This is a genomic window from Microvirga sp. VF16, assembly GCF_016864375.1.
GTDB lineage: Bacteria > Pseudomonadota > Alphaproteobacteria > Rhizobiales > Beijerinckiaceae > Microvirga.
Map to the genome: position 1 here is coordinate 442,654 of NZ_CP069355.1, position 16,579 is coordinate 459,232.

Sequence of the window (16,579 nt, forward strand, 5' to 3'; positions counted from 1 at the left end):
CCATGTGAATGCTCTCCAATTCTCCGAAGTAAGTCCACAAGCCTCTTTACACTGGCAGCAGCATAAGCCACCCTAAACTTCCTCATTCTCCCCAAGTTACCATCGCCTGGTCGATTCTTGACGCCAGCTCAGCGGTGACAGGCACCATTGGCAGACGCATCTCAGGGCTATCGACCAAGCCTGCACGCCAGAGCCAATACTTAATGGGCCCGGGGCTCGGCTCGGCAAACAGCAATCGCGGCACATCGGCAAGACGCTTCCAATCGGCCAGCGCACCGGCTTGATCGCCACAGAGCAGCTTGCTGCGGATGGCAGCGAACGCCGGCGTCAGCACATGAGCGGAGGCCGTAATACCGCCATCGGCACCATGGGCCAGGGCAGTGTAGAACTGGTGGTCTTCGCCGGTGAAGACCGCAAACTGCGCTGGCTTATGACGCAAAAGGTCAAACGACTGCACGGGATCGGCCGAGCAATCCTTGACGCCCACGATGTTGGTGCGTTCCGCCAAGTGCAGCAGCGTCTCATTGCCAAGATTGACGCCGGTGCGATACGGGATGTTGTAGAGCAGGATCGGCCGTTCGGTGCTGTCGGCCAGCGCCGAAAAGTGGCTGAGCAATCCCCGCTGCGATGGCCTTGTGTAGTAGGGACAAGCGATCAGGTAGCCCGTGAGATTCCAAGGCGCCGTACGTTCCAGCGCCTTGACCAGCTTCCGCGTGTCGCTGCCGGAAAGGCCGAAATAGACTGGGACGATCTTGCCCGCGGCGTTCAAGACGTCGTTGGTGATCGAAACCAGCCGCTCGCATTCCTCGTCGTCCAGCGCCATGCCCTCCCCGGTGGTCGCACCCAGAATAAGGCCGTCGATCGGCTGTCCTGCGTAATGCTTGACGAGTCTACGCAAGGAGCGCTCGTCCAGCCTGCCATCGCGAAACGGTGTGACAAGTGGCAGCCAGAGGCCGCTCAAGAGTGAAGGTGTGGCTTCCATGAATTCCATCTCCTCAAGGCCGGAGACGGAGCGCGCGCAGGAACCCCGTCCGAACCGGCGGGGTCAATCTGATCGGAGTGCTAGCTATCTTCTGCGCGCGATGACCGAGAGCCCCTAGTGCGGGGCTTTTTTCGAGCTCGTAAGTTTGGGGTGGCGCTGATTCATAGATTGCCAGTCACACATCCTCGATAATGTGTCAAGGTAGGGCGGTTATTTTCCTGTCGGAGGGTTCTGATCTGGGCGTCGAGACGGTTGTAATTGACTTTCATTCACCGAAGTTGCTGCGCAGCGGTTGCGTTCAGGGGTAAGAACAAGGTCTGCGCCCAATGAAATGTTCGATTAGAACGTATCAGCAAGTTTCCTGAAGCGGCTTACGGACTGACCCTCAATGTGAAGCCAGATAATACTCATATCAATCTGGTAATTCCTTGGACTTATTGTATTAACTCCTTTGTCGAACCTATCCGGGCAGCACTATACTCTCCGGACGACGCTTCGGGGAAAACAGTACTCTTCTCTGTCTGTTGCTCTGCCCCGGAATGATGCTCAGACACCTGGATCCAGGCCGTATACTGCCATCGGGGAGGTCTCCCGGCAGGCTCAGGGATCCTCGTTCTTGCTACGTACTTCGTTACCGTGCCATCGAGCACAGATCTTGTTTTGACTCCGGCCATTGACCTTCAGATAGGCTTCCAGCGCCTCGAAACAGGCGGAGGTGGTCTCGACTCCATAAAAATCAGTTGCATTTAGTTTGATGTTGCGTAAGCTACATTCAATACCACCGGATGTAGCGGTCACAACAATGAGAGCGCCTGAGCAAATTAGGAGGAACCTTAGTGAGTTGACGTCCGCCCAGCAGGCGATCGCGCAATTCATTATAGAGAACAGTGACGCAGTCGCTTTCATGACGGCAAGGCAGCTAGCGTCTGCTGTCGGGCAAAGTGATGCGGCAGTTGTTCGGTTTGCCAGAGCGATTGGCTATGGAGGCTTCTCCGAGTTACGGGACGCACTGCGAGGTGACCTGCTTGACACCCAAGGGCTAAGCGGAATGCAGGCTCAGACTGCGGGTCAAGCGCCCCAGGAGATACATCACCAAGTGGCGGCTGTGTCCGATGAGCTGATCAAGAAGACATTTGAGATGAATTCCGCGCAGGTTTTCGAAGCCGTCGTCAAGGCCTTCATCAACGCTGAGAGAATCTCTGTCAGCGGGCACGGCACCTCATATCCCCTTGCTGTGTACCTCTCGATGCACTTGAATCAATGCTTTGATAAAGCTCAAATCTTCAACATCGATCACGGTGACCTCGCAGAGCGGTTCCGCTCGGTAGGAAAAACCGATGTTTTTGTTGGAATTGGTTACGTTCGATATCTTCCTTACACTATCGAAATCCTGCGCCATGCCAAGCAGTCGGGCGCCACAGTCGTGGCAATCACGGACAAGCTTTCGTCACCGTTGGCAGAGTTCGCTGACTTAGTTCTGTTGAGCGCTCGCAGCGGCGCATCCGTATGGTGGAGCCAAGCCGGGACCTTCGCCATCGCTGACACTCTCATCTCAATATGTGTCCAAGCGGAACAGCATACTGCGCATCATATGCGACGTTCTGACGAGATGCTGAAAAGGCTTGGTTACTGGGAATCCGGCGGTGGCGGCAGCCGCGCCCGCCCACCTTTAGCCCACACTGGTGACGTCTCAGCCGCCAACAAAAAAAGAACTATCTAACGATCAAAAGAAGGGACCTTCCATGACGGAAAAATTGATGTCCAACCATGCAATAAGCCGGCGCGACTTCCTTAAAGGCACCGCAGCCTTCGGTATCGCAGCTGGCACCACCACCCTCTATGCACCCTATGTAAAAGCCGCTGCTGGGCAAATCGTCGTTAGAGGCCTAGGTGGTGCGTATGAAGCTGCAATGATGAAGGCTGTGTACGAGCCATTCACTGCAGAGACGGGTATCAAGGTTGCGGTGCAGCCGGCAACCGCTGCACAGATCCGTGCAATGGTGGAAGCCAAGAGAGTCCGCATAGACGTCGTTGACTTGCTCGACGTTGCGCAGCTGTCACTGGACAGGATCGGCGCATTGGACGCCATTGCGTACGATAAGATGACATATACGAGGCCCGACGACATTCAGGCCTCTGTGCGCAGGCCCAACATGGTCGGTAATCTCTTCTTCGCCACCGTCCTTGTCTACAATACAGAAGTTTTTCCCGCTGGTGCACATCCAAAGGGCTGGAGCCAATTTTGGGACGTCAAGCGCTTCCCAGGGGCTCGTACCCTAGCCGATCAGAAGTCTGGTGCGGCTGAGCTGGAGTTCGCACTTCTCGCTGATGGCGTTGCAAAAGATGCACTATACCCTCTGGATGTAGACCGTGCATTCAAGTCTCTCGGCCGGATCAAATCAAGTGTCGTGAAGTGGTGGGACACTGGTGCCGTATCCGCTCAGATGTTGGAACTAAAGGAGGCCGTCATTGGTGGAATATGGAACGGTCGCGCTCAAGCGTTGATTGACAACGGGGCGCCGTTGGCCATCGACTGGACGGAAGCAAAACAACAGGTCCAATACTGGGGCATTGTCAAAGGAGCTCAGAATTCGGAGAACGCTCAACGCTTCATCGATTTCGCTCTGCAGCCAGAAGTTCAAGGGAACCTCACTCAGGTTATCGCATACGGTCCAACTAACACTAAGGCTTTCGAATACGTGCGGCCTGAGGATTTGGCCAAGCTGCCGAGCGCGCCCGACTACTTCCCCCTGACATTCCAGCAGAACCCGGAATGGTGGACTGATCATCTCTCCGAGATTGGTTCCCGGTGGCAGGCTTGGGTGCTCAGCAAATGACTGCTAATCGTTCTCCATCGGGTAAGGGGGCAGAGCTGCAGCTTACCCAAGTCACTAAACTCTACGGCACGTCTGCAGCCGTCGATAATCTGGACCTGCATGTGGCGCCTGGGAAGTTCGTCACACTCCTTGGTGCAAGTGGCTCCGGTAAAACCACCACGCTTATGATGTTGGCTGGTTTTACCTACCCTTCGACCGGCACGATCAAAATCGGCGGAACCGAGGTTACGAACCGTCCTCCCAGCAAACGTAATCTGGGAGTCGTTTTTCAGAACTACTCGCTTTTCCCGCATATGACCGTAGCGCAAAACCTTGCATTCCCCCTGGAGATGCGAGGCCGCAGCAAATCTGAAATTGCGACGCTTGTCTCCCGGACTCTTGAGCTCGTTCACCTTGGAGCCATGGCGGATCGTTACCCTCGGCAGCTATCGGGCGGACAACAGCAACGCGTGGCTTTAGCGCGTGCTATCATTTTTGAGCCCCAGGCGCTGCTCATGGACGAGCCGCTAGGAGCGCTCGACAAAAATCTTCGCGAGCACATGCAGATGGAGATCAAACGTCTCCATGCCTCGCTTGGAGCCACTATCATCTTTGTGACTCACGATCAGGAAGAAGCTCTGACGATGTCGGACGAGATCGCGGTCATGCAAAATGGTAGAATTGCCCAAAAGGCTGATCCTAAATCTATCTACGAGCGGCCTGATAGCAGTTTCGTCGCGAGTTTCATTGGCCAATCGAATTTTCTGCCAGGCATCGTCGAGCAGGCGGCTGGTCCGGTCTCGTCCATCCGCCTCAAAAATGGCGAAGCTGTACGGTGTCATGCTCGACATGACATGAAAGCCGGCGATCGGGCTTTAGCAGTTCTGCGCCCAGAGCGAGTTTCTATCGCGACAGACGGCGGCCGATTGATCAACGGGAACGGGATCGTCGGCCGCGTCTCGGACGTGCTCTATCTGGGACACACCATAAAACTCGCAATAAAGCTGAGTGATGGTACTGAAGTTATGACGCAATCGGGCGCAGCTGTGTTTACGAAGCTGCCCGAAGTCAATGATGAGGTTGCAGTCAGCTGGGGTATAGACCCGCTGTGGTGCGTTCGAGATGATCGGATACCTGCATGACTGGGAGAACCTCTTCTAAAACCGGCGTGTGGCTCTTGCTTCTTCCTGCGCTTTGCGTACTATGCGTCTTTTTCGTCTACCCCCTTGAGCAGATGCTAACACGTAGCGTGTACGATCCGGATTTCACGCTGCGGCACTACAAACGTCTTCTGGCAGAGCCTGCCTATTTGCAAGTTCTGCGCGCGACCTTCGAAATATCGGCGATCGTCACGCTGTGTTCGTTGATCCTCGGCTACCCTCTTGCCTACCTGCTTTCACAGATCAAACCACGTCTGGCGGCGTTGTTGATGGTCATCGTGATCGTACCTTACTTCACCAGCGTTCTAGTCCGGACTTATGCCTGGATGGTGATCCTGGGATCGCAAGGTATTATCAACCAGTTCCTATTGTGGACCGGCATCATCGATGCGCCATTGCCGATCATGTACTCCCGAACAGCAGTGACGATAGGGATGACCTATATCATGCTGCCGTACATGGTCCTTGCGCTTTACAGCGTCATGCGCGGTATTGACACCAGCTTGATGCTGGCCGCAGAGAGCTTGGGAGCGACACGCACACGTGCGTTCTGGCGAATTTTCGTGCCGCTTTCCTTCCCGGGTGTCGCTGCCGGCAGCCTTCTCGTTTTCATCCTTGCACTCGGCTTTTTCATCACCCCTGCTTTGATGGGTAGTCAGCAGGATAGCATGATCTCGATGCTCGTTGAAAGCCAGGTGGAGACCTACTTCGATTGGGGCTTTGCATCGGCGCTCGCCACCGTGCTGCTCATTTGTACTCTCGTTCTCTTCGCAGTCTATGAACGGCTCGTTGGGTTGAATAGGTTGTTCGAGGCGAAGCTATGAATGCTAGAACTCTAGGTTGGGCAACCAAAACTATCGCCACCATTGTCCTACTCTTTCTGGCGGTGCCGATCTTGATCATTGTTCCGCTGGCCTTTAACAGCGCCAACTACCTGAGATTTCCTCCGGAAGGCTTATCATTTCGGTGGTTCGACGCAGTCTTGTCTGACACTAACTGGCTCGATTCAGCATGGATCAGTTTCCAGGTAGCGATCGGATCGACAGTTCTCTCTGTCGCTCTTAGCCTCCTGGCTGCCATCGCGCTGGTCCGAGGTCGGCTTCCGGTGAAGCAGGCTATCTACGCCTTGATCCTGCTTCCGATGATTGTTCCGAACATCATCGCAGCCATTGCAATGTTCTTCTTCTTCTCTGAGGTGCCGCAAGTCCCATCGGTACTTGCAATCGTGATTGGTCACACTGTTCTTGCAGTACCGATAGCAACGATCATCCTCTCGTCGACGCTACAAGGCATTGATACGCGCTTGGAGAATGCCGCGCTCAGCCTCGGGGCGAGCCGTGTCACCGCGTTTCGCCGTATCACCTTGCCGCTTATAACCCCTGGAATGGCATCGGCATTCGTTTTCGCGTTTCTCTCGTCATTTGACGAGTTGTTGATCGCCATGTTTATGGCCGCAACGACCGCGCAAACCTTGCCGGTAAGGATATGGAATAGCGTGTTGTTCCAACTTGATCCGACGATTGCGGCGGTAAGTGTCATCCTGATTATCGTTTCGGTGGCTTGCCTCCTCCTCGTAAACCTTGTTGCCGGTCGCTCAAAACACGGCGCCTGAAATTCTACAGCGGTAAAAACATGATATTTGAAAAATCGGAATACAGTGCACGTCTCGATAACGTGCGGGCAGCGATGCGTGCGCGCGAGATCGATCTCCTTATCGTTGATCAGAGTGAGTTTCTGATCTACTTAACCGGGTTTTCGATTTCTGAGAACATGTACCGAGCCTGCTTGGTACCGCTAAATGGCGAACCCGTTATGGTGCTCCGAGCAGTCGACCTAGGGCCGTTTGAAGATAGTTCCTGGCTCGATCAAGCGGTTGCGTTCGCAGATTGGGAGCACCCGGTCGCCGTCATGGCGAAGACCATCCACGATATGGGCTTCGCTGCCAGGCGGGTTGGCATCGATGAAGAATCCTACTGCATGCCACTGAAGCGCTTCAGACAGCTCGAAGGTCTGCTACCGGATACCAAGTTTGTGGACTTTTCGGGTGTACTCGAATGCCTCAGAGCTCGGAAGTCAGACGCGGAGATCGCCTTGATCCGCCAGGCTGCCAGGATTGCTGATCTAGGAATCAGTGCTGCTGTCGAGGATGTGGGCGAAGGCCGTTCAGCGCGGGACGCTGCAGCTGTTGTGCACCAGGTCTTCATGAAGGAGGGGGCGGACACCAGTCGGGCCGGCATCATTACCGCCGGCGTTGGAAACAATTTTCTCCACGGCTACTTGACTGATACCTCGCTTAAAAGTGGGGAGATTCTCCATCTTGAGCTGCTGCCGTTCGTACAAGGATACAGTGCCCGCATCATGCGGCCGGTGGTCATCGGACCTCTCGGAGAACGCGCACGCGTGGCCGAACTGCTCCTCGAGATCCAAGATCGGCAATTCGCGGCTATGAAGCCTGGTGCAACGGCCTGCGATGTGGATGCGATCGCTCGAGAGGGCTTGCTCGCTGCTGGCCTTCGTCCGGATTATCTGAACATTACGGGGTACAATCTCGGCCTCTACCCCATCCATACCCCGCGAACGAGCGATTTCACTCGGATCTTTCTGCCAACGTCAAAATGGCAGCTTGAGCCAGGGATGGTGTTTCATATGTACGTCTCTGCCTCTGGCCTTGCTTTCAGCGAGACGATCCTCATTACGGAGCACGGTTTCGAGCGGCTTACGCAGTCGCCACGCAAGGTATTCGAGGCGTGAAATGGCGCGCATAGCCGTCGGCGGATTTCAGCACGAGACCAACACCTTCTCGCCTCATCCTGCCAAGTTGGATCATTTTCTGGTCGGAGCTGGATGGCCCGGTCTCCTACGTGGAGACGACATAGAGCGAGTTGCAGCAGGAATGAATCTCCCCGTTGCGGGGGGGATTCAGCGCCTGCATGCTCTCGGTCATCAGGTGGTGCCCCTTATATGGACTGCGGCGACTCCATCGGGTCGAGTCACCGACGAAGCTTTCGAAGCGATTACGTCGGAGTTCCTCACAACGATATCGCGACATCTAACAGAGATTGACGGTATCTACCTCGACTTACACGGGGCCATGGCCACTGAACGTCACGACGACGGTGAAGGCGAGTTTCTACGGCGTGTGCGGGAGGTCGTTGGCCCGGATTTGCCGATTGTCTGTAGTCTCGATCTGCACGCCAACCTGTCGCCCGCCATGTTTGAATATGCGACAGCTTTGGATGCTTACCGAACCTATCCCCATATCGACATGCGCGAAACCGGTTGCAGGGCAGTGAACCTTCTTGACCGGGTTATCGCCGGGGAAAAGCTTTACAAGTGCATGAGGCGGGCATTCTTCACCTTGCCCCTGACGTCACAATCGACCCTCTCGGGCGCGCCAAACCGGCTCTACGAGGAATTGGAGAGAATGATCGACGCCGATGGTCTTGCCGCAGCCAGTTGGCTCGGCGGATTTGCGTTGGCAGATGTTGAGGACGCTGCTCAAGCCGTGGTTTGCTATGGTGCTGACGAGTCCATCGTCTGCGGCGCAGCTGATCGTCTTATTCAATCGATTGCCGCAGCCAAAAGCGAATTTCATACCGAATTGGTGACGCCGGCAGCTGCGGTCAGGCGTGCTGTCGTGCTGACGAAAGAAGCGTCAAAGCCGGTAGTGATCGCAGATGTTCAGGATAATCCTGGTGGCGGCGGGAGCGGTGACACCACTGGTCTTTTAGCCGAGCTCCTTGCACAAAACGTTGAAAACTCGGTGGTCGCGATGATCCGTGATCCGGCAGCTGTTGAGCTTGCTCAACAGGTCGGCGTTGGTCACGCGACGCAGTTTTCACTTGGCGGCAAGAGCAAAGCGATTGGCGCTGAAGCGACGGCTCCCGTTAAAGAAGAATTCATAGTTGAGAAGTTGACCGATGGGCTGTTTGCTGGCACTGGCCCAATGTGGGGCGGCTCCCCAATAAATCTAGGCCAAACAGCTCTTTTGCGAAAGAGGGGTGTTTGGGTCATCGTAGTCTCTAATGCCATGCAGGCGGCAGATCAGTCGATCATTGAGCATGTAGGACTTAATCCGCGTCAGCTTTCGATCATCTGCCTAAAGAGTTCCGTGCACTTCAGGGCGGACTTCGATCGTATAGCATCTGAGACCATTCTTGTGTCCTCTCCGGGTCTCGTTCCGAGCGATATATCGATACTGAGTTACACAAAGCAAGGTGGCCGATCGTCGTCCCCCAATGCACAATGCTAAATCACTAAAGCAGTCTGTGGCTGCGTGGAATCGGCGGAACCGATCCCCTGGAGCTGGTTGTGGTTAGCCGGGAGGCCTTCTATACCGACCCCTCTGTCCCGAGACTTGCGTGAGCGGATCATGCGTGCCGTGGAAGGTGGGTCTTCAATTCGGCAGGCGGTCTTCGCACGAGAGTACCAGCAGCGCATTAGGATTGAGGGCACGATCTCGGTGGGCGTCAGGGTCCTGCACCTGCGGCGCTCCCGCTACGTCGGTCGCGCCAAGACGCATGTGCAGCATGTCCTGACGGCGGCAGCCATGAACCTCATCCGGATCGGTGCCTGGCTCAGCGGCGCAGCACTCGCGCGAACTCGTCAACCGCATTCACCAAGCTCATGGCGCTTCCAATCAGCGCATGAGGCATTCGCCAGCAGTATCGCTTTTGAACCAAGGCTAGCAGCTTCTTCATTAGCTGAATGAGCCGAGACCCTAGTTTACGCACTCTATCACGCCGCTTGATTGGCCAAATTCGAGCTTGGGCTACGTCCTACAATTTTCCGCCGTCCCCGATTTTAATTACGCTCAACAGACATTGACTCATTCAAATTTGTCATTACACAAGTCTTCGTCATTGATCCCCGCGGAAGAGACCGGGCTTTGAGCCCGGCGCCGAAGGCGCAACCGCCCCGGAAACGCTCAGGCCAAAGGACCGCGTGGGAGCTGGCACTCTGGAAAGCGGCGACGTTTCGATAAGCGTCGCCCACCGACGGGCGTAACCTGCCGCAAAAGCGCCAGGGAAATCTCTCAGGTCTCGGGACAGAGGGGGCGCACAGCAACGGGCCACAAGGCTCGATGGAACGCGCACCTTTTGAGGGAACCCGATGGCCGAGCATGCGCATAGCGACGAGCCGCTCCTGCAAACCCCGCTCCATGCCGAGCATGTGGCGCTTGGCGCCCGCATGGTGCCTTTCGCCGGCTACGACATGCCGGTGCAGTACCCCGCCGGCATCCTCACCGAGCACAACTGGACCCGCGAGCATGCGGGGCTCTTCGACGTCTCCCATATGGGCCAGGCCTTCCTCATCGCCGAGGACAAGAGCCACGAAACCGTGGCGAAGGCGCTCGAGGCGCTGATTCCCGCCGATGTGCTGAACCTGAAGCCCAACCAGCAGCGCTATTCGCAGCTTCTGGCCGATGATGGCGGCATCCTCGACGACCTCATGGTCACCCGCGTCGGGGCCGCGGGCCACGAGGGCTGGCTCTATCTCGTCGTGAATGCCTCCATGAAGGAGCAGGACTACGCCCATATCCAGGCCCGCCTGCCGAAGGGCATTGCCTTGCGGCGCAAGGACGATCTCGGGCTGATGGCGCTGCAGGGACCGTCCGCGGCGGCGGTTCTCGCCAAGCTCGCGCCCGAGACGGCGGATCTCCCGTTCATGATGTCCGCCGATGTGCAGATCGAGGGCATCTGGTGCCATGTGTCCCGCTCCGGCTACACCGGCGAGGATGGCTTCGAGATCTCCTGCCACGGTGAGGATGCGGCCAAGCTCTGGACCAAGTTCCTCGCCGATCCGGAGGTGAAGGCCATCGGCCTCGGCGCGCGCGATTCGCTGCGGCTCGAAGCTGGCCTGTGCCTTTATGGCCACGATATCGACACCACGACCTCGCCCATCGAGGCCGGCCTGATCTGGTCGATCCAGAAACGCCGCCGCGAGGAGGGGGGCTTCCCCGGCGCCGAGCGCGTCCAGCGCGAGATCAGGGACGGCGCTGCCCGCGTGCGCGTCGGCATCAAGCCGGAAGGCCGTGCGCCGGCCCGTGAGGGCACGATCATCACCACGCCCGACCGGCGCGAGGTCGGCATCGTGACGTCCGGCGGCTTCGGCCCCACGGTCAACGGTCCCGTCGCCATGGGCTATGTGGCCAAGGACGTGTCCGCCATCGGCACCGATCTGCATCTCGTCGTTCGCGGCAAGCCGCTGCCGGCCAAGGTCGCGGCCATGCCGTTTGCTCCCCATCGCTACAAGCGCTGACAACTCACAAGAGGGAATTCATTATGACCACGCGCTACACCAAGGATCACGAATATATCCGCGTCGAGGGCGATGCCGGCATCGTTGGCATTTCCGATTATGCCCAGAGCCAGCTCGGCGACGTCGTGTTCGTGGAGCTGCCGAGCGTCGGCAAGACCCTGTCGAAGGGCGACGAAGCGGCCGTCGTCGAGAGCGTGAAGGCGGCGAGCGAAGTCTATGCGCCGGTCTCCGGCGAGGTGGTCGACGTCAACCGCGATCTCGAAGCGTCTCCCGGCACGGTCAACGAGGATCCGGCCGGCCGCGGCTGGTTCATGAAGATCCGCCTGACGAACCCGAGCGAGCTCGACGGTCTTCTGACCGAAGAGCAGTACCAGGAATTCGTGAAGTCGATCTCGTAAAAGAGACGGCACGGCAATGGCGCACGAATACAAGGCGACAGTTCGCTGGAGGCGTGGAGCGGACGAGGTCTTCTCCGACAACCGCTACAGCCGCGGGCATCGCTGGAGCTTCGATGGCGGCATCGAGGTGGCCGGCTCCGCGTCGCCCTCCGTCGTGCCGCTGCCTCTCTCACGGGAGGATGCGGTCGATCCGGAGGAGGCATACGTTGCAGCCATCTCCAGCTGCCACATGCTCACCTTCCTGTCGATTGCTGCCAAGAAGCGCTTCGTCGTCGATTCTTACGAGGATGAAGCGCTTGGCATCATGACCAAGAACGAAAACGGCAAGCTCTTCGTCTCCAGGGTTACCCTAGATCCCAAAATCGAATTCTCGGGCGACAAGGTTCCGACGCCGGAGCAGATCGCCGACATGCATCACCTCGCCCACAAGGAATGCTTCATAGCCAATTCCGTTCTCACGGACATTGTCGTGGCCGGCATTCCCTCGCACTAACTCACCCAAGGTTTTTTGCCGATGCGCTATTTGCCTTTGTCCGATACCGACCGCGGCGAGATGCTCGCGCGGATCGGCGTCAAACATGTCGACGAACTCTTTGACGATGTGCCGACGAACCTGCTTCTGAAAGAGCCGGTGGATCTGCCGCGCCGCAAAGGCGAACTGGAGGTGGAGCGCATCCTCTCCCGCATGTCCGCGAAGAATATCTCGGCTTCCTCCGTGCCGTTCTTCGTCGGCGCCGGCGCCTACAAACACCATGTGCCGGCGACCGTCGATCATCTGATCCAGCGCTCGGAGTTCCTGACGAGCTACACGCCGTATCAGCCGGAGATCGCGCAGGGCACGCTGCAATATCTCTTCGAGTTCCAGACTCAGGTTGCAGCGCTCACCGGCATGGATGTGGCGAATGCCTCCATGTATGACGGCTCCACCGGCACGGGCGAAGCAGTGCTCATGGCGCATCGCGTCACCAAGCGCCGCAAGGCCGTTCTCTCCGGCGGATTGCATCCGCATTACACCGATGTGGTGAAGACGCTCTCCGACATGGCGAGCGACGAAACCGTCATCATGGCGCCGGATGTGAGCGGCACCGAGGACATCCTCGCGCAGATCGACGACACGACATCTTGCGTCGTCGTGCAGTCGCCGAACGTGTTCGGCAATGTGCGTGACCTGAAGCCTATCGCCGACAAGGCGCACCAGCATGGCGCGTTGCTGATCGCCGTGTTCACGGAAGTGGTGTCGCTCGGCCTGTTGAAGTCGCCCGGAAGCCAGGGCGCTGACATCGTGGTGGGTGAGGGGCAGTCGATCGGCAATGCGCTGAACTTCGGCGGCCCCTATGTCGGCCTCTTCGCCACCCAGTCGAAATATATCCGCCAGATGCCGGGCCGCCTCTGCGGCGAGACGGTGGATGCGGACGGCAACCGCGGCTTCGTGCTGACGCTTTCGACCCGCGAGCAGCATATCCGCCGCGACAAGGCGACCTCGAATATCTGCACCAATTCGGGCCTCTGCTCTCTGGCCTTCACCATCCACATGACGCTGCTCGGCGAGAAGGGCCTCTCACGCCTCGCCCGCATCAATCATGCCAATGCGGTGAAGCTGGCGGATCAGCTTAGCGCCGTGAAGGGTGTCGATGTGCTCAACAAAACGTTCTTCAACGAGTTCACCGTGAAGCTGGCGAAGCCTGCGGCAGACGTCGTCGAACGTCTCGCCGAGAAGGGCGTGCTCGCGGGCGTGCCCGTGTCGCGCCTCCTGCCGAATGCCGGCCTCGACAACCTGTTGCTCGTCGCTTCGACCGAAGTGAATACCGATGATGATCGCGCGGCCCTCTGCGCCGCCTTGAAGGAGGTTCTGTGATGTTGAACCGCCAGGGACGCCCCTCTTCCGCCGGCGAAGCCGGCACCACAACGCATCCGACTTTCACCGGCAACAAGGCGCTGGCGCAGATCGAGCCGCTGCTCTTCGAGATCGGCCGCTATGACACGACCGGCGTCGATTTCGACGAGCCGGAGGATTTCAAGCCGCGTCTTGGCGGTTTGGAGCGCAAGGAGCCCATCGGTCTGCCGGGCTTGTCCGAGCCCGAGACCATGCGCCATTACGTGCGCCTCAGCCAGCAGAACTACGGCATCGACACGGGGCTGTTCCCGCTCGGCTCCTGCACCATGAAGCACAATGCGCGCCTGAACGAGCGCATGGCGCGTCTGCCGGGCTTCTCGGATGTGCATCCGCTGCAGCCGGTCTCCACCGTGCAGGGCGCGCTGGAGCTGATGAACGAGCTCGGGCGCTATCTGATCACGCTCACCAACATGACCGCCGTCGCGCTCTCGCCGAAGGCCGGCGCTCATGGCGAGCTCTGCGGCATGATGGCGATCAAGGCCGCCATCGAGGCGAAGGGCGAGGGCAAGACCCGCAACGTGGTGCTCGTGCCTGATTCGGCGCACGGCACGAACCCGGCTACCGCCGCTCTCATCGGCTTCAAGGTGAAGCCGGTGCCGGCGCGCGATGACGGCTTCGTGCACGTGGAGGACGTGAAGGAGCGTCTCGGCCCCGACGTGGCCGCGATCATGCTCACCAATCCCAACACCTGCGGCCTCTTCGAACCCCAGGTGGCCGAGATCGCCAAGGCGATCCACGATGCGGGCGCGTACTTCTACTGCGACGGCGCCAACTTCAACGCCATCGTCGGCAAGGCCAAGCCCGGCGATCTCGGCGTCGATGCCATGCACATCAATCTGCACAAGACCTTCTCGACGCCGCATGGCGGCGGCGGTCCGGGCTCCGGCCCGGTGGTGCTCTCCGCGCGCCTTGCGCCCTTCGCGCCGGTGCCGTTCGTGCGCGCGGGCAAGGACGGCTTCGAGCTGGTCGAGCAGGAATCGAATGCGGCTGAAAAGCCTTTCGGCCGTATGACCGCCTTCCACGGCCAGATGGGCATGTATGTGCGCGCGCTGTCCTACATGCTCTCGCATGGCGCGGACGGGATGAAGCAGGCCTCGGAAGATGCAGTGCTCAACGCCAACTGCATCCGCGCCGGCCTGTCGGATCTCCTCTCGCTGCCCTTCGGCGACAAGCCGTGCATGCACGAGGTGCTGTTCGACGATGCGTGGCTGAAGGACACGGGCGTGACCACGCTCGACGTGGCCAAGGCCATGATCGATGAGGGCTATCACCCGATGACCATGTACTTCCCGCTGGTGGTGCATGGCGCGATGCTGATCGAGCCGACGGAATCCGAATCGAAGTCCTCCCTCGACCTCTTCATCGCAACCCTGCGCGACCTCGCCATGGCAGCGAAGAAGGGTGATACGGACCGCTTCACCGGCGCGCCCTACCACGCCCCGCGCCGCCGCCTCGACGAAACCCGCGCCGCCCGCAACCCGGTCCTCAAATGGACCCCGCCGTCCCCTGTGGCTGAACGGGCTGATATTGGGGAGGTCCTTTCATTGCCAGCACGGCTGACGACGTTGAAGTCCGCAGAACTAGCACTGACACGGCGCGACGAGAAACTGTCGAAGCGAAAAGTCTGAAGTGATGGCCAAGCCCATTGCGCGCTCTGCAAGCACGCGCTGTCTCAAGGATCTTAAAGATAAGTCATGATAGGTTACAATGAAATCTTCAAGATCGGTATCGGTCCTTCATCGTCCCACACCGTGGGGCCGATGAAGGCGGCCCAATCGTTCATGATGGGCCTTATGGGGCAGCTGGATGAGGTCGAACGTGTCGAGGCCATCCTTTACGGCTCTCTCGCCTGGACCGGTCGCGGCCATGCGACGGACCGTGCTGTGCTCCTCGGGCTCGCGGGCGAACTGCCTGAAACCTACGACCCGGATCGGGCCGCGTATGTCCTGTCCCAGGTCTCTGTGGGACGCATCCCCCTCCTGGGCCGCTGGACCGTTGCCTTCGATCAAGAGCGAGATCTCGTCTTCGATTGTGTCAACCAGCCGCCGCGCCATCCCAACACCATGCAGATGACAGCCTACGGATTGGGTGGTCGCGTGCTGGCGCAGGAGCGATGGTGCTCCATTGGCGGCGGCTTTGTGTTGCGGGAGGGCGAGGCCGTGGGTGCGATCGAGCGCGGAGTCGATGTACCCCATCGCTATGGGAACGCTCGGGAGCTCCTCGAGATTGGGAAGCGCACCGGATTATCGATTGCCGACATCGTCGCTGGAAACGAGCGAGCGCTGCACCCGCAGGACGAGATCGAGATTCACCTGCGCCGGATTGCGAGAGCGATGCTGGATTGCATCGACCGAGGACTGGCGACCACGGGCGAGCTTCCTGGCGGCCTCAAGGTGAAGCGCCGGGCGGCCGACATCTTCACTCAGCTGCGTAACGAGCAACGCGCTAATGCGCACACGCCGCATAAAATCATGGACTATGTCAGCGTCTTTGCCATGGCGGTGAACGAGGAGAACGCAGCGGGCGGACGGGTTGTCACCGCGCCGACAAACGGTGCCGCGGGCGTCATCCCGGCAGTCCTGCGCTACTATCGCGACTTCATTACGGGGGCTACGGAAGAGGGCATGGACGTCCTCCTTCTCACGGCCGCGGCCATCGGGGGCCTGTTTAAGATGAATGCCTCGATTTCCGGTGCGGAGGTCGGATGCCAGGGCGAGGTGGGCGTCGCATCCTCAATGGCGGCGGCCGGACTCGCCGCGGCGCTCGGCGGCACCAATGCGCAGATTGAGAACGCGGCCGAAATCGCGATGGAGCATCATCTCGGCATGACGTGCGATCCGGTCGGCGGCCTCGTCCAGATTCCCTGTATCGAGCGCAATGCGTTCGGTGCAATAAAAGCCATCAATGCGGCGGCCCTGGCGTTGCGCGGCGACGGCACCCACAAGATCACCCTCGACCAGGTGATCGCCACCATGCGCCAGACAGGCGCAGACATGAACAACAAATACAAGGAAACCTCCCAGGGCGGCCTCGCCGTGAACTGGGTCGAATGCTGATAAGGGAACAAC

At 58.8% G+C, this 16,579-nt stretch carries 15 protein-coding genes, 1 pseudogene and 1 riboswitch; of the genes and pseudogenes, 15 read left to right on the top strand and 1 reads right to left on the bottom strand.

The window, feature by feature from the left end:
- Positions 1–82: 82 nt before the first annotated feature.
- The gene (locus JO965_RS27550) at positions 83–982 is read right to left on the bottom strand and encodes a 4-hydroxy-tetrahydrodipicolinate synthase (RefSeq protein ID WP_371826937.1); all 900 of its coding nucleotides are present in this window, start codon (positions 980–982) and stop codon (positions 83–85) included.
- Positions 983–1,784: 802 nt separating this feature from the next.
- Between JO965_RS27550 and JO965_RS49505 the strand changes: the two are divergent.
- The 15 genes and pseudogenes from JO965_RS49505 to JO965_RS27620 form a co-directional block, all read left to right on the top strand.
- Positions 1,785–1,946 (top strand): annotated as a pseudogene (locus JO965_RS49505) (hypothetical protein); the annotation flags it as partial.
- A gap of 132 nt (positions 1,947–2,078) precedes the next feature.
- A complete protein-coding gene (locus tag JO965_RS27555) occupies positions 2,079–2,702 on the top strand; it encodes a MurR/RpiR family transcriptional regulator (protein WP_246777026.1) in 624 nt (207 codons plus the stop codon).
- Between the two features lie 22 nt (positions 2,703–2,724).
- A complete protein-coding gene (locus tag JO965_RS27560) occupies positions 2,725–3,819 on the top strand; it encodes an ABC transporter substrate-binding protein (protein WP_203445265.1) in 1,095 nt (364 codons plus the stop codon).
- On the top strand, positions 3,816–4,940 hold the full coding sequence (locus JO965_RS27565; protein WP_203445266.1) for an ABC transporter ATP-binding protein: 1,125 nt from the start codon (positions 3,816–3,818) through the stop codon (positions 4,938–4,940). The genes JO965_RS27560 and JO965_RS27565 overlap by 4 nt, the downstream gene beginning before the upstream one ends.
- Complete coding sequence (locus JO965_RS27570; protein ID WP_203445267.1) at positions 4,937–5,782, top strand: ABC transporter permease; 846 nt, start codon at positions 4,937–4,939, stop codon at positions 5,780–5,782. The genes JO965_RS27565 and JO965_RS27570 overlap by 4 nt, the downstream gene beginning before the upstream one ends.
- Positions 5,779–6,570 (top strand): ABC transporter permease, encoded by a 792-nt coding sequence (locus tag JO965_RS27575; protein WP_203445268.1) that lies wholly within the window; start codon positions 5,779–5,781, stop codon positions 6,568–6,570. Before JO965_RS27570 ends, JO965_RS27575 begins: the two co-directional genes overlap by 4 nt.
- A 20-nt stretch (positions 6,571–6,590) precedes the next feature.
- Positions 6,591–7,709 (top strand): Xaa-Pro peptidase family protein, encoded by a 1,119-nt coding sequence (locus JO965_RS27580; RefSeq protein ID WP_203445269.1) that lies wholly within the window; start codon positions 6,591–6,593, stop codon positions 7,707–7,709.
- 1 nt (position 7,710) lies between these two features.
- Complete coding sequence (locus JO965_RS27585; RefSeq protein WP_203445270.1) at positions 7,711–9,210, top strand: M81 family metallopeptidase; 1,500 nt, start codon at positions 7,711–7,713, stop codon at positions 9,208–9,210.
- A 120-nt stretch (positions 9,211–9,330) separates the two neighbouring features.
- Positions 9,331–9,669, top strand: a complete 339-nt coding sequence (locus JO965_RS27590) for a transposase (RefSeq protein ID WP_246777027.1) — start codon at positions 9,331–9,333, stop codon at positions 9,667–9,669.
- 151 nt (positions 9,670–9,820) lie between these two features.
- Positions 9,821–9,911, top strand: a riboswitch (glycine riboswitch).
- Positions 9,912–10,070: 159 nt separating this feature from the next.
- Positions 10,071–11,219: a glycine cleavage system aminomethyltransferase GcvT gene (gcvT, locus tag JO965_RS27595; RefSeq protein WP_203445271.1), complete on the top strand. Its 1,149-nt coding sequence runs from the start codon at positions 10,071–10,073 to the stop codon at positions 11,217–11,219.
- 23 nt (positions 11,220–11,242) lie between these two features.
- Positions 11,243–11,617 (top strand): glycine cleavage system protein GcvH, encoded by a 375-nt coding sequence (gcvH, locus tag JO965_RS27600; protein WP_203445272.1) that lies wholly within the window; start codon positions 11,243–11,245, stop codon positions 11,615–11,617.
- A gap of 16 nt (positions 11,618–11,633) precedes the next feature.
- Positions 11,634–12,110: an OsmC family protein gene (locus tag JO965_RS27605; protein WP_203445273.1), complete on the top strand. Its 477-nt coding sequence runs from the start codon at positions 11,634–11,636 to the stop codon at positions 12,108–12,110.
- Between the two features lie 21 nt (positions 12,111–12,131).
- Complete coding sequence (gene gcvPA / locus JO965_RS27610) at positions 12,132–13,472, top strand: aminomethyl-transferring glycine dehydrogenase subunit GcvPA (RefSeq protein WP_203445274.1); 1,341 nt, start codon at positions 12,132–12,134, stop codon at positions 13,470–13,472.
- Positions 13,472–15,139, top strand: a complete 1,668-nt coding sequence (gene gcvPB / locus JO965_RS27615; protein ID WP_246777028.1) for an aminomethyl-transferring glycine dehydrogenase subunit GcvPB — start codon at positions 13,472–13,474, stop codon at positions 15,137–15,139. Before gcvPA ends, gcvPB begins: the two co-directional genes overlap by 1 nt.
- Before the next feature lie 66 nt (positions 15,140–15,205).
- Positions 15,206–16,567, top strand: a complete 1,362-nt coding sequence (locus JO965_RS27620) for an L-serine ammonia-lyase (RefSeq protein WP_203445275.1) — start codon at positions 15,206–15,208, stop codon at positions 16,565–16,567.
- The last annotated feature ends 12 nt before the right edge of the window (positions 16,568–16,579 follow it).

Coding starts and splice junctions, on each gene's coding strand:
- JO965_RS27565 (WP_203445266.1), top strand. CDS start 3,816: ATGACTGCTAATCGTTCTCCATCGGGTAAGGGGGCAGAGCTGCAGCTT.
- JO965_RS27590 (WP_246777027.1), top strand. CDS start 9,331: ATGCGTGCCGTGGAAGGTGGGTCTTCAATTCGGCAGGCGGTCTTCGCA.
- JO965_RS27585 (WP_203445270.1), top strand. CDS start 7,711: ATGGCGCGCATAGCCGTCGGCGGATTTCAGCACGAGACCAACACCTTC.
- JO965_RS27550 (WP_371826937.1), bottom strand. CDS start 982: ATGGAAGCCACACCTTCACTCTTGAGCGGCCTCTGGCTGCCACTTGTC.
- gcvPA (WP_203445274.1), top strand. CDS start 12,132: ATGCGCTATTTGCCTTTGTCCGATACCGACCGCGGCGAGATGCTCGCG.
- JO965_RS27560 (WP_203445265.1), top strand. CDS start 2,725: ATGACGGAAAAATTGATGTCCAACCATGCAATAAGCCGGCGCGACTTC.
- JO965_RS27620 (WP_203445275.1), top strand. CDS start 15,206: ATGATAGGTTACAATGAAATCTTCAAGATCGGTATCGGTCCTTCATCG.
- JO965_RS27570 (WP_203445267.1), top strand. CDS start 4,937: ATGACTGGGAGAACCTCTTCTAAAACCGGCGTGTGGCTCTTGCTTCTT.
- gcvH (WP_203445272.1), top strand. CDS start 11,243: ATGACCACGCGCTACACCAAGGATCACGAATATATCCGCGTCGAGGGC.
- JO965_RS27580 (WP_203445269.1), top strand. CDS start 6,591: ATGATATTTGAAAAATCGGAATACAGTGCACGTCTCGATAACGTGCGG.
- gcvT (WP_203445271.1), top strand. CDS start 10,071: ATGGCCGAGCATGCGCATAGCGACGAGCCGCTCCTGCAAACCCCGCTC.
- gcvPB (WP_246777028.1), top strand. CDS start 13,472: ATGTTGAACCGCCAGGGACGCCCCTCTTCCGCCGGCGAAGCCGGCACC.
- JO965_RS27575 (WP_203445268.1), top strand. CDS start 5,779: ATGAATGCTAGAACTCTAGGTTGGGCAACCAAAACTATCGCCACCATT.
- JO965_RS27605 (WP_203445273.1), top strand. CDS start 11,634: ATGGCGCACGAATACAAGGCGACAGTTCGCTGGAGGCGTGGAGCGGAC.